The sequence below is a fragment of the Jeotgalibacillus sp. 10bf12 genome (assembly GCF_055597105.1).
Genome location: NZ_CP200276.1, coordinates 2063569 through 2076094 on the forward strand (window position 1 = coordinate 2063569; position 12526 = coordinate 2076094).

The window sequence follows — 12526 nt, forward strand, 5'->3', positions numbered from 1 at the left end:
GCTTATATGATGATTGTTTGTGCCATATGTTTTATGACATTTTACATCACTTTATTATTGTTTAGTTCCCATAACTCGACCAATAAAGAAGCATGATCCGCCTGTGGTGGGAGGGAAGAGAGCCTCTTCATAATCGAAAAGGCTTGTTTTCTATTCCCCATACCTGCTACATATTCCTCAATCTTATTTAATCTGCTTTCAATGTTCATAAGATCACCTCATGCCTATTTATTTGCTAATTGCGCCTCATGTTCTTCTTTCCTTTTAACCTTCTTGTACTCTTCAATCACATCAGATTTATAGCCAATGGTTCTAAATTCAAAACTCTGTCTAATGTGATCCTGTGTTGGTCTGGCGATATAAGAGGAGATCTTTTTCACTTTTTCTCTAGCTTCACTTTCGAACGCTTTGTAAGATTCACCGATTTCTTCATATAGCGCCAATGCTTCCTCCAGCTTTGTGTTCATCTCATCAAATTTAGGTTTTAACTCGACCTTTTTATCATTGAGATCTTTATCAACCGCTGCGCTTACTGTCTGCATTGAACCAGGCTCACCAGCTTGCTTATATGCTGTGACCTTATTATTAATCATGTCTAGTGTTTCCTGCGTGTCTTCGATCTCTCTGGACAGATCCTTTTTCAAGCGTAACGCCTTTTTAAATTTGTCCATTAAGCCAGCCTGTTCACTTTTTTGCATATCGCTTACACTGCCCTTATGCTTTGCAGTCAGTTCGCTTAATTCTTGCTCAAGATCCTGCTTCTGTTGGATTAATACTGCAAATTCCTGTTCTTTTGCTTGTAATAGTTCATTTAGATTTTTCATAGTTTATCATTCTCCTTTTTGTGTGTTGTTTTTATTGTGAACCCCTAATGCTTGGATGAACGCCTCATGTTCATCTTTTGGCGGCTTTGGCGCTGCTGGTATTCCCAGCGCTTTCTCTACGTCTGTTCGGTTGTCCTCTTCTAATAGAGGAAGCCCAAAAGCTTTGCGGAACTCATTGACATCTGGCTCATTCATCAGTTACCCCTCCTTAATACTCTTTAGATATGGTGCTGCGTACTGGCTTACAATCTCTATAATGACTTTATCCTCTGATACCTTCTGAATCTCTGCTGCTTCCTTAATCGCTTTGATAGCGGCTGAAAAGTCTTTCATATACTCACCTCCAGTTGCTTGCTCTCAATGTAGCTGAGATAGTTGTTAAATCTGTTGAACACATCATCAAAGTTTTGACCTCTTGCAATCTCTTTATATCTGCTGGTGGAGATCTGCCCGCTGTAATCTGTTTGACGATACACAAGCCATTCACCCCCTGACAGTTCCATATATGCGGTACTGGAGAAGCTAATGGACTTAAAATACAATGTGCCTGTGATCCCTACCATGCAGCCTATATCCTTCATAACGCTGTCATGCTGAAGCATATCCAATATGATTTGCTTATGCTCTCTGAGTGATTCAAGTAGGGAAGGGGGAAGGCGGCTTCCTTGTGCGATTCTTAGTTGACCACTTTCAGCATTCACGCCATGACCGATAGATTCAAGATACTCGACTAGCTGTAAGGGATCTCTCATATTAAGAGATCCTCTTTTTCTTCTTTAGAGAGAGTAGGGAAATTATCGTCACTTCGTAACCTATCGTCGCCAGCGTTGATATAATCACCTTTGTGCGGTGCTGAAGTATTATTTTTATCGTCACCAGTTGTTGCGTTATCGTCACCATCTTTAATTGCAACCAGTTTCAGCGTTTTAAACTTCCTGCTTTCCCACTCAATATAAAGGATGTTTTTCTTCTTCAATGATGGATTGATCCTTCTAAGCCTGTTTCTCACGCTTCTGGATGTCGGAAAGGCTTTACTGCGCCTTGTACGTTCATCTACATAGCGAGCGGCTTCAGATAATAGCTGAGTGGCATTACCTTCAAACTCATCAGTTCGCTTCATCAGCTCAAGTATTGCGGTTGCAAATGGATCTGATTCTATACCTTGATCGACTGCGGTTTCCCTGTTCTCGTTATAGATGTTAATGAATTCATTTTCTTCCCAGCTTAATGCTTTCTCTGCCGCTGTTACGAATAGGGCAAAGTCTGCCATACGTGGGGCTTTTGATAGCTTTGTATGCGGTAATGCCTTTAATGCACCAGCTACCACCGTACACAAGCCACCTAATATACTAGCCCTGTGCGCTTCAAATTCTCGCTTGAATGTTTTCTCATCTTTGCGCTGATCCTCTGGAATAGAAGGGAGGTTTAATATAATGCTGCGGTCAAGTAGATCCGGCTTGGCGCTGATGTCGTCGATTCCGTTCAAAATCATTGGGCGCATGACTTGAAACACGCTTTCCTCATTGTCACTGTATAGCTTTCTTGTGGCTAACCCTCCACCAGTTGATACTTTAGCCAGTGCGTCACTCATATCCGCTGGTAAGCCAGATAGGTTATCAAACGCCAGAATATGCGTGTTATTAGCTGCTATAACTAGATCCTTTTCATCTCTCGGTAACGCACGTAAGGGGAGGGAAGAGGGATCTATAATAGTTCTCAATACTTTAGTTGTAGTTGATTTACTGCTTCCCTGTTCGCCTTGAATGTTTAATATTGGATAAGGTGAATTTTCTCGGAAAGTTGATAGCAACCATGCTATAATTAACTTATAATCTGGTTCATCTTTAAAATTGATAAACCTTCTCAGATCGTTTACGGAACCATCTGGCATAGGGGCAGGAAGTGATCCCATATTATTCGACCTTTTGAAATAGACAGGCGAATGATCTATCACTTTCCAGCCTTCTTTTTTTATTTCTACGACCTGCCAATTCTCGTTGCATAGATCCAGATAAATCGCTTCATCCGTTTCCGCCACTCTTATATGAACGTTCCTTTTAGTACCCTTTAAACGTGCTTTTGCTTCTAATGCCATGAGTGCGTCTGATAACGCTTGGCTTCCTGGTACTCTATCCTCAAAATGCTCAAGGTATCTACCAACCAGTATCAGCTTTACATCACTGGATCGGATCGCCCACACTTCATAATGTCCATTGACCGCTATTCTTGCATAAGCGGTTGATTGATCGTCGTAAAATAAATCAAAATCTGAAGCTAATCCAACAAGTATTTGCGCTTGTGTTTTCTTTTCTTCTTTCGATTCTTGTTCCTGTTCTTGCGCTAATGCTTCAATGTTTTCCACTGTATCAACCGCCTTTCCTACGTTTTAATTCCTTCCCAGCTATTGAGTTAAGAATTGTTTTCAGTTCCTCTTCAGCTAGTGGGGGATCGTTCCTTTCATTCCACAAGTGCATAATTTCAATTACCAGATAAGGATCTATATACCTTCTAAGTAAATGACCTGCAAGGGAAGCCGCTGCATTGTTTCTGCCTTCACCTTCAGACAGTCCGCTCATAATAGAAGACCAGTGACCGCTCGTGTGCTTCTTTTGTTCGGCTGACTTATTGCCTTGTATAGCCTGTATCAGCCATTCAGGGGCTTCAGCAATCGGCTGTTCATGCGGATAGGATGAAACTTCAAACTCGTACTTTTTACCGCTAATATGAACGCTTGGGGCTGCTACGATATAGCCGCCATCACCTCTAATGTCAATGGAACGAAATAGGTTTGTTTTGTTCCCGATCCCTTCAGCATATTTAAAGAAGAAATGAGATCCACCACTTCCAGTAATGGCTTGTACGGTGTCTGGTAGCTGTCCGTATTGATCCGTTAATGCTTCTAAAGTGTCATATCCATCATTTAAGTGAGTGTCTACATCTAATACGAAAATGCCGCTAATTCTGCCAGTTGCTATGCCGACATTTGATATTGGATGTTTAGTGAACCAATTTCTAATTGTGTGAGTGTCAGTTGTGGCTGCCAGCACCCCGTTAGATGTTCTCGGATGTTTAGCTGGAGAAGGGCAATCTTTGCCGCAAGTACATTTACCATCTACCACACTATGAAGGGGGAAGACCGCCCAATTTAGCTTTGTAGCGTACCATAGAGCCGCTTCAAGTGACTTCATTTCACACAATCCCTTTACATTCCTGCTGCTCAATCCACTCATCAATACTGGACACCCTAAACAGGATTCTTCTTCCTACTCTGAAATGTGGTATGCGCTTTTCCCGAACCATCTTAAACACCATATCTACACTGATCCCTAAGTATTCAGCGGCTTCTTTTGTGGTTAGCGTGCTTCTTACAACTTCTTTCATTGTTCCCCCTCCTCAGATTTAGCAAGATCCCCGATAGCTTTCATTAAAGTTAAATAGTCGTGAAGCAGCTTGTAACCTTTAATCAGTTGATTCACTGATTGAACTGGCAACCCTTTTTCAAAGCGTGATAGTCTGCTTGCACTTGTACCCAGCGTTTTCGCCATTGCGGCTAATGTTAACCCTAACTTCTCACGGATCTGCTTATGCTGCTCGCCAGTCGCTTTCCATTCTTCAGCGTTTTCAAGGATGAATAATTCTTTATCGGTCATTTAATTCACCGACCTTAGTGTTCGTTTTATCAACCGTTTTGATCGTAAAAACACTCTCAAAAGGTAAGCCTAACCCCTCACTAATTTTATAGGCTGTTTTGGCTGCTAATGTTTTTTTGCTGTTTAGAAGCTGCGATAAATAAGACTGCGATACGTTTATCTGCTTAGAGAACTCTCTAGCAGACAGACCTTTTTTAGCAATTTCAAGTCTTACCAGGTCTTTATCCTTGAATTGAATGTTCACAAAATCATCCCCTTTACTGTTTGATATATCTAATATAAAACAAATGTTTATAAAAATCAACCATTGTGACAAAAAACGTTTGTTTTATTGTCCGTTTGATTGTAAAATGATAACTAACAGGAGGAGATACTATGAATAAAAGCTTTGGTAAGTCCTTAAAAGATCTTCGATTAGAGAAGAAGTTGTCAGGTAGAGAATTAGCGAGAAGAGCAGGTATTTCGCACGCTTACTTATCTCAATTAGAAAATGACCACAACAAAAACCCTACTAATGAAATGCAGAAGAAGCTGGCTAAAGGTTTCGGTATACCTTTGTATGAATTACAAATGAAAACCAACATTATTAGTGGTTACAAGAATCATGATCCGATCCAGCACTACATTAATAGCGCTGACTTGAAAGAATTACTGACAACATCATCCAGAATGAGATATAAGGATCAGCAATTAGTAAAAGAGGATGTTGAAAATATTATTAAGTATATTGAAGCGTTCATTTATAAAGGTGACGAGTAGATAAATTGACCACTCACTTACACTGATTATCGTTACTATAAATATTTATCGTGACCATATCGACACCTTTGTAACCGTTTATATATAAGGATTGGCGACGATAGGTGACGAAGCGACGATAACCTATATTTATTACAAAAAAAGAGGAGGAGAAGAGGACATGGCAGGAAGTATTCAAGATAGAGGGAATGGGTCATACTTGTTGGTGTATCATGTTGGTTATAATGCTGAAGGTAGACGGATCAGAAAGACACGCACCATAAAGGCAAAGAACCATACACAAGCTAAAAAGATGTTGGCAGCCTTTATCACTGAGATAGAAACTGGTGAATATGTCGCACCCTCACATACACGCTTTGGGGACTATGTGAATGTATGGCGTAAACACGCTATAAAGAAGCTGGCACCTGGCACAATGGAAACGTACAACTATGTATTGGATAGCAGGATCATACCAGCGTTATCTCATTATAAGATGGAGGATGTCACGCACTTCCACATAAGCGACTATTTACACCAATTAGAAGCGGAGAAACTGTCTTCAGCTTCATTAAAGAAGAACTATAACGTATTGAGTAGCATTTTCAATCTGGCAAAGAAGAATGACATCATAAAGAAGAATCCGATTGAAAAGGTAGATCCGCCCACTGTGACGTATAAAGCAGGGGCAGTGTATAATTCAACTGAACTGAGTAAACTGTACCAGCTACTTAATAAGGAAGAAAATAAGCAAATGGCGTTAATGGTGAAGGTGGCGTTAAAGACTGGTCTACGAAAAGGGGAACTGCTGGGGCTTCAGTGGAATGACATAGACTTCACCAATAACCTAATTCATGTCAGGCACTCACTCAGCTATACAAAGGATGGGGGATACTTCCTTAAAGAGCCGAAAACAAAGAATTCTATTCGTAAGGTAGCGCCACCAGTGAAGCTAATGGAGGAATTGAAGAAGCACATCTATATTAAGAAGACTGACAGAATGGAATCAAAGGAACTATGGGAAGGCGGAAAGTATACTTTTGTATTTTCATCCGATTTAGGCAAGCCGTTGCATTTAGGATCACCAAATAGATGGTGGATGAGGTTTCTTGAGCGGACAGGCTTTAAAAAGATCCGTTTCCATGATCTGCGCCATACGGCTGCTACTGATCTGATTAATAGAGGGGCTAATCTTCATTCAATCTCTAAAAGGCTTGGTCATTCATCATATACCATCACGACTAATATATATGGTCACTATCTGGAAGAAGCGGATCAGAAAATAGCTGATCTACTGAATGAGGATTACATTTAAGCACCGTTAAAAGCGGTGTTTTTTTATGGAGAAATAGGGGAACAAATATTCTACTTTTGAAAATGGTCAACAATTGGTCAACAAATACGCCAGATTGAATTTATTCTCAAATAGAAAAAACCCTCACAAGTGTTGATATGTAAGGGCTTCAAGCTGATGACCTGTGAGGGACTTGAACCCCCGACCCCTTCCCTGTCAAGGAAGTGCTCTCCCACTGAGCTAACAGGTCATTATATGTAGTTAATCCCATATGAGTTGGGACAAATATTATAATACCTTTTAGACAATTCATTGTCAATCAGTTATTGTTTTAAAATAGACGTTTAAATGAGGTGTATCGATGAAAAAGATTATCGTCATAGGTGGAGGCATCGCAGGTGCTTCAGCTGCCTATTATTTATCAAAACAACCGTGTGAAGTGATATTAATCGACCGGGAAGATCCAGGGCAGGCTACAGGTGCTGCAGCAGGGATTATCTGTCCATGGCTTTCACAAAGAAGAAATAAACAGTGGTATTTTCTGGTGAGAGAGGGTGCTGCTTATTATCCGGAATTAATCGATATGCTGAACCGCGACGGGGAAAATGATACCGGTTATAAAAAAACAGGCGGCATCGCACTGCATCTTGAAAAATCGAAGAGAGATAAGATGATTGAACGGGCGATGAAAAAGAGAGAAGAGGCACCTGAAATAGGTGAGATCAGTGCATTAGATGCTGAAGAGGTTAAGCGGCATTTCCCGTATCTGACTGAGGATTACTTCGGTGTCCACGTCTCCGGAGCAGCACGGGTAGATGGAAGGAAGCTAAGGCAGTCACTGATTAATGGAATGATAAAAAACGGGGGAAGGCTGATCACCGGTCATGCAGAAATTCTGAGTGATGAAAAACAGTCTCCAGTCGTATCTGTAAATGAAGAAAAACTGTCTGCTGATCATATTATTTTAGCGGCAGGCGCCTGGGCGCCGGAAATATTAAATAGTCTGCATATAAAGGTTGACGTTTCCTATCAAAAAGCGCAAATTACGCATTTAGGAGTAGCTGAGGATACGAGTGAGCTTCCTGTAGTCATGCCACCGGGAGATCAGTATCTGCTTGCATTTGATGATCACCGTATTGTTGCAGGTACAACGCATGAAAACGACAGACCAATGGATGATAAAGTCACAGCCGGCGGCGTCTTTGGCATTCTGAATAAAACGCTGGCTATTGCGGGCAGTCTCAATGAATCAGAATATATAGAGACAAGAGTAGGGTACAGACCGTTTACGCCCGGATTTCTGCCGGTAGCAGGGCCATTCCCCGGAATTCCGAATATGCTTTTTATTAACGGTCTCGGTTCTTCAGGGTTAACATCAGGTCCATTCATAGGATCAGAAGTAGCAAAAATGGCTTTAGGTCAGGAGTCAAAAATAAATCCCGAAGACTATTCGGTAGAGAATATTATAAAAGAGCGCCGATAAGCGCTCTTTTATTTTGCTGTATAAACAGGCAGACTAATCTCAAAAGTAGTGCCGTGCTTTTTAACACTGGATACCTTTACAGAACCACCAATTGCTTTAATTATACTGTATGAAACCATCAGTCCAAGACCCGTGCCTTTTTCTTTCGTTGAAAAATATGGCTCGCCCAGTCTGTTGACCTCTTCGTCAGACATACCGTGACCCTGATCAGAGACATGTAATATATACTGCTTAGTTTGCTGGGAAATACTGATTGATAAAACACCGCCGTCAGGCATTGCTTCAATTCCATTTTTAAATATATTGATCATGCTTTGCTGGAATTGTTTCTTTTCCGCAAGCAGAAGTGCATTCTCGGGAATCTGATCCTGCAGGTGAATATTTACATGATTCATATTAGCGAGCGGCTGGATCACATTAACTGAATGATTCAGTTCTTCTTTAATCATAATGATATTCTGCCGATCAGAAGTCGGCTTCGCGAATGTGAGATAATCATTAATGATATCCGTTGCATGATCGATCTCTTTTAATGCAGTGTTTAAATAATAGTGTTGTTTACCGTCCTCATCACGATCCTGAAGCGCCATCTGAATAAAACCTCTGCTGACTGTGAGCGGGTTTCTTACTTCATGTGAAATGCTTGCTGCAAGGTGACTGACGACAGAAAGTTTTTCAGCTCTGATTAAATCATTTAAGATCAGGAAATTCGTTCTGATGATCTCCCATAAAATCAGTGCAATAATCAGACCGATAATGTTGATAGTCGTAAATGTCACCCATACATCAAATGGCATTAAAACATCGAAAATCAAATAAGATAGTGTCAGGTTGCACAGAACAAGAAATGAAACCAGTAAGGTGCTAATCATGATTTTACCCGGAATCTTTGAGCGCTGAAACTGCTTCATAAAAACAAGATATAAAATCCAGATCAGACACAGTGTAATCGTTGATACCAATACGCCATCACCACCGAGTACAGCCCGGCTGATCAAAGCGACTACTGTTAGAAAGATGCCCATCCTGTAGCCGCCATATAATGTGCCAAGAACAATCGGGATAGCGCGCAGATCCCATAGAAAACCTTCATTAATGGTAAAAGGGAAGGAGAGGCATAGCAGAATAGAAATAGCTGGAAAAATAGCTGCAAATTTTCCTTCTTTCTTTTCAAGGCGATTGCGGTATGAATAAAAATAAACAATCTGTATAAATAATAACGGCAGGATCATTAGTAAAAAGTTCACCAGCAGGTCTTTTGTTAATACGTCCATATATCAAACTCCATACAATTAGTCAGTACGTATCATATCATAATTTGAAGCATTTAGATTGAAAAAAGTCAGCAGTTGCGCTATGATTCTAATTCAGGCTGCGTTGTTCGTATGTCCTAAGTAAGTTTTAACCTTTGATCTTGTAACGGGAGTTTTAAATAAAAGCGGGATTGTCATGCCTCATCAGCGTATGAGGACGCGCATGAATGCTTTTGCGAACACCCACTTTGAGGAGTGGTGGTTTAAAAACTTTCTTAATTAAACTACGGCAAAGGCGGCTGTAAAACCGGGGTCTCCCCGGTTTTTTTAATACCTGAAACCTCTTTAAAGCTCCGTTCTCAATTCCCAAAGCTCCGGAAAGAAATAAGTATCCAGCACGTTTTTTAAATAGTTAACGCCTGAGGAACCACCTGTACCTTTTTTGAAACCGATAATACGTTCTACTGTTTTCATATGACGGAATCGCCACTGCTGATGCCAGTCTTCAAGGTCGACCAGTTTCTCAGCAAGCTGATAAAGTGTCCAGTACGTCTGAGAATCTTTATATACTTCACTCCAAGCCGCCTTAACTTCATCACTTTTAACATAGGGCTTGGAAAATTCCCTGTTCAGAAGATGTTTTGGAATATGAAACCCTGCTTCTGAGAGTTTATCTATTGCAAGATCATAAAGCCCCTTTTCTTCATACGCCTTCTCAAGCACTTTAAAAACTTCCTTATCCTGTTCATAAATTTTGAGGATATGCGGGATTTTATATCCAAGTGAAAATTCAATCAGCCTGTACTGATATGACTGAAACCCTGATGCTTTACCGAGTGAGTCACGAAACTCAATGTATTCAGAAGGGGTCATTGTTGCCAGTACATCCCAGGCTTTAATAATCTGTTCCTGTATTTTTGATACGCGCGCCAGCTGTTTAAAAGCCGGTTCAAACTGGTTATGGCGGAGTGATTCACAGGCAGCCTGAATTTCATGAATGATCAGTTTCATCCACAGCTCACTTACCTGATGGATCACGATAAAGAGCATCTCATCATGATGACCTGAAAGCCGGTTCTGTGCAGCAAGCAGCTGGTCAAGAGACAGGTAGTCAGCATAAGTCATGTCATTTTTAAAATCTGTGTATACATGTTTGTCACTCATTCTGAACACTTCCTTTTTTTATCACGTGTTGGTTACCATTTTAACAAAACGATCCAGTGATGAGGAAAAATTAAAAATAATGTAAAACTTATATGAGGTTTGTGGTAAAATTTATTCATTGGAATACATTATATAGGTCTTTATCATTACGATGTATTATTTTTGTAAAAAGAAGGTGAAAACATTGTCTACGATGAATCATTCTCTTTTCAGAATTCAGCAGCAGCGGCTTTTTCAGTTAGCTAAAGCGAAAAGAATTTCTGCGATTGAACTTCAGTCCACAGTTGAACAGCTTTGTGAAGCGATGTCAGAAATGATTCAATGCGAAAGGGTCGGTGTGTGGGTCTTTGACCAGGAGCAGCCTGCTTTGAACGCAGTGAATGTTTATCATGGCAGCCATACAAATGGTGCTATCTTACATAAAGAACAATTTCCACATTACTTTAGCCTGCTGCAGGAGACGCGAGTACTTTCCATAACAGATGTTTCAACAGATAAACGGGTCAGGGAACTATACCCTGATTATTTTGAACAGGCAGGGAACATCCGTTCAATAATAGATGCACCCATCGTGATGGCTAATGGTGTAATAGGGGTTATCTGCTGTGAAACTTCAAGTCAGAAAGATTGGGGAAAGCTTGATGAATCCCTGGCTGGAAGCTTTGCAGACCTTATTGCATTTCTTTTTGACAGCATTCAACAGCAGGAGCTCGAAAACAAACTCGAGCATCTCGCTTATTATGACCAGCTGACATCATTACCCAACTTAAATATGTTCTACAAAGAAACAGACAGCAGAATGGACAAAGTTAAGCATGCCAGCGTCTGTTTTATTGAGATCGATCAACTGCACCAGATGGTTGATGCACTTGGTTATGATTCCGGCGACATGATCATTAAAAAAATTGCTGACAGGTTCAGCAGGATATTAAAGCACGGTGAATTTTTGGCTAAAGCAGACCAGGCACACTTTATATTTTTTACAGATCAGTCAAACATAGAAGAAAGAATTCATCAGATACAATTTTTACTGACAACTCCTTTTAAAATAAATAACCTGGATGTTGCTGCTTCCTTCAGCTTTGGTATCAGCCAGTCAGGATGCTCTGCTAAAGAGCTGTTGCAGACTGCCCAGATTGCACTCAACAGAGGAAAAGACACCTCATCAAGAAGCAGCCTGACTTACTTTACAGAAGATATGAAGGATTCAAGCAGAGATCACTTTGAAATAGAAATGAACCTGAGAAAAGGACTGGAGCTGAATCAGTTCACATTATATTATCAGCCTCAAATTAAAGCTTCTACAGGTGAAATAACAGGCTTTGAGGCGCTTGTCAGATGGAACCATCCCGAGATTGGTCTTGTTGCTCCTGATGTGTTTATTCCACTGGCTGAATCAACAGGGTTTATTGTGCCGCTGGGAGAATGGATCATTGAGGAATCGATTAAACGATTAAGCACCCTTAATCGTCAGGGGAGAGGGGATGTGGGAATCTCAATTAACATCTCACCTAGACAGTTTATTCATGAAAAGCTGCCAGATATGATTTTCAGAGCTCTTGCGCTCTATCATGTCTCTCCGGAACAGCTGTGTCTTGAGATTACAGAATCTGTTGCAATGGAAGAAAATAAGCTTGTCATTGAACGTTTGAATCTTTTCAGTAATGAGGGAATCAGGCTTTCAATCGATGACTTTGGTACAGGGTTTTCAGCCTTTGTTTATCTGCAGGACTATCCTGTCCATGAAATCAAGATTGACAGGGAATTTGTAAAGGTGCTGACGGATAATAAAAAAAGTGAGGCACTGGTTAAAACCATTATAGACCTTGCAGGAAACCTTAAGCTGTCTGTGATCGCAGAGGGTGTCGAATCAACCGAACAGTTGAATCTGTTGAAGCAGCTGGGCTGTGACCATTTTCAGGGTTATCTGATCAGCAGACCAATGCCGTCAGATGAGCTGGATTCATGGATGTCCCGTTTTGACGATCAGCTATAATGCAAAGCAGCCTGAGATTAAATCAGAGGCTGCTTTTTAATTATATCCTTTTGACAGAATACGCCTGCAACGGGAGTTTTATAGCGAAGGAGATCGGCCTGATACTGATAGAGGTAACTTCACG

Annotated in this window: 16 protein-coding genes, 1 tRNA gene and 1 other RNA gene; 5 read left to right on the plus strand and 13 right to left on the minus strand. The window is 40.7% G+C overall.

Features of this window, described 5'->3' with window-relative positions:
- Positions 1 to 41: 41 nt before the first annotated feature.
- The 10 genes from DH10bf12_RS10770 to DH10bf12_RS10815 are packed head-to-tail and all read right to left on the minus strand — an operon-like array spanning position 42 to position 4718.
- Positions 42 to 209, minus strand: a complete 168-nt coding sequence (locus DH10bf12_RS10770) for a hypothetical protein (protein WP_471735294.1) — start codon at positions 207 to 209, stop codon at positions 42 to 44.
- Positions 210 to 224: 15 nt separating this feature from the next.
- On the minus strand, positions 225 to 824 hold the full coding sequence (locus DH10bf12_RS10775; RefSeq protein WP_471735295.1) for a hypothetical protein: 600 nt from the start codon (positions 822 to 824) through the stop codon (positions 225 to 227).
- 6 nt (positions 825 to 830) lie between these two features.
- The gene (locus DH10bf12_RS10780) at positions 831 to 1019 is read right to left on the minus strand and encodes a hypothetical protein (protein ID WP_471735296.1); all 189 of its coding nucleotides are present in this window, start codon (positions 1017 to 1019) and stop codon (positions 831 to 833) included.
- A 3-nt stretch (positions 1020 to 1022) separates the two neighbouring features.
- On the minus strand, positions 1023 to 1157 hold the full coding sequence (locus DH10bf12_RS10785; protein ID WP_471735297.1) for a hypothetical protein: 135 nt from the start codon (positions 1155 to 1157) through the stop codon (positions 1023 to 1025).
- Positions 1154 to 1576 carry a hypothetical protein gene (locus tag DH10bf12_RS10790; RefSeq protein WP_471735298.1) on the minus strand — a complete coding sequence of 141 codons (423 nt, stop codon included), beginning with the start codon at positions 1574 to 1576 and terminating at the stop codon, positions 1154 to 1156. The genes DH10bf12_RS10785 and DH10bf12_RS10790 overlap by 4 nt, the downstream gene beginning before the upstream one ends.
- Positions 1573 to 3186 carry a hypothetical protein gene (locus DH10bf12_RS10795; protein ID WP_471735299.1) on the minus strand — a complete coding sequence of 538 codons (1614 nt, stop codon included), beginning with the start codon at positions 3184 to 3186 and terminating at the stop codon, positions 1573 to 1575. Before DH10bf12_RS10795 ends, DH10bf12_RS10790 begins: the two co-directional genes overlap by 4 nt.
- 4 nt (positions 3187 to 3190) lie before the next feature.
- Complete coding sequence (locus tag DH10bf12_RS10800) at positions 3191 to 4012, minus strand: bifunctional DNA primase/polymerase (RefSeq protein ID WP_471735300.1); 822 nt, start codon at positions 4010 to 4012, stop codon at positions 3191 to 3193.
- Position 4013: 1 nt separating this feature from the next.
- Positions 4014 to 4205, minus strand: coding sequence for a helix-turn-helix domain-containing protein (locus DH10bf12_RS10805; protein WP_471735301.1), 192 nt, complete (start codon positions 4203 to 4205; stop codon positions 4014 to 4016).
- Positions 4202 to 4474 (minus strand): helix-turn-helix domain-containing protein, encoded by a 273-nt coding sequence (locus DH10bf12_RS10810; protein WP_471735302.1) that lies wholly within the window; start codon positions 4472 to 4474, stop codon positions 4202 to 4204. The genes DH10bf12_RS10805 and DH10bf12_RS10810 overlap by 4 nt, the downstream gene beginning before the upstream one ends.
- Entirely contained in the window at positions 4464 to 4718 is a 255-nt protein-coding gene (locus DH10bf12_RS10815; protein ID WP_471735303.1) for a helix-turn-helix transcriptional regulator, read from the minus strand. The genes DH10bf12_RS10810 and DH10bf12_RS10815 overlap by 11 nt, the downstream gene beginning before the upstream one ends.
- Before the next feature lie 131 nt (positions 4719 to 4849).
- Here DH10bf12_RS10815 and DH10bf12_RS10820 point away from each other — a divergent pair, with 131 nt between their 5' ends.
- A complete protein-coding gene (locus DH10bf12_RS10820) occupies positions 4850 to 5233 on the plus strand; it encodes a helix-turn-helix domain-containing protein (protein ID WP_471735304.1) in 384 nt (127 codons plus the stop codon).
- A gap of 160 nt (positions 5234 to 5393) precedes the next feature.
- Entirely contained in the window at positions 5394 to 6527 is a 1134-nt protein-coding gene (locus DH10bf12_RS10825; RefSeq protein ID WP_471735305.1) for a tyrosine-type recombinase/integrase, read from the plus strand.
- Between the two features lie 157 nt (positions 6528 to 6684).
- Here DH10bf12_RS10825 and DH10bf12_RS10830 read toward each other — a convergent pair.
- Positions 6685 to 6756 (minus strand) — tRNA-Val (locus DH10bf12_RS10830).
- Positions 6757 to 6867: 111 nt separating this feature from the next.
- Between DH10bf12_RS10830 and DH10bf12_RS10835 the strand changes: the two genes are divergently transcribed.
- Positions 6868 to 7989, plus strand: coding sequence for an NAD(P)/FAD-dependent oxidoreductase (locus DH10bf12_RS10835; protein WP_471735306.1), 1122 nt, complete (start codon positions 6868 to 6870; stop codon positions 7987 to 7989).
- Positions 7990 to 7997: 8 nt separating this feature from the next.
- Here DH10bf12_RS10835 and DH10bf12_RS10840 read toward each other — a convergent pair whose 3' ends face one another.
- The gene (locus DH10bf12_RS10840; protein WP_471735307.1) at positions 7998 to 9263 is read right to left on the minus strand and encodes an ATP-binding protein; all 1266 of its coding nucleotides are present in this window, start codon (positions 9261 to 9263) and stop codon (positions 7998 to 8000) included.
- Between the two features lie 92 nt (positions 9264 to 9355).
- On the opposite strand from DH10bf12_RS10840, the gene ssrS reads away from it, so the two are divergent.
- A non-coding RNA gene (gene ssrS / locus DH10bf12_RS10845) (6S RNA) lies at positions 9356 to 9548 on the plus strand.
- A 39-nt stretch (positions 9549 to 9587) separates the two neighbouring features.
- Here the strand turns inward: ssrS and kynA are convergent.
- Positions 9588 to 10406, minus strand: a complete 819-nt coding sequence (kynA, locus tag DH10bf12_RS10850; RefSeq protein ID WP_471735308.1) for a tryptophan 2,3-dioxygenase — start codon at positions 10404 to 10406, stop codon at positions 9588 to 9590.
- A 193-nt stretch (positions 10407 to 10599) separates the two neighbouring features.
- On the opposite strand from kynA, the gene DH10bf12_RS10855 reads away from it, so the two are divergent.
- Positions 10600 to 12402: a sensor domain-containing phosphodiesterase gene (locus DH10bf12_RS10855; RefSeq protein WP_471738225.1), complete on the plus strand. Its 1803-nt coding sequence runs from the start codon at positions 10600 to 10602 to the stop codon at positions 12400 to 12402.
- Positions 12403 to 12526: the final 124 nt, after the last annotated feature.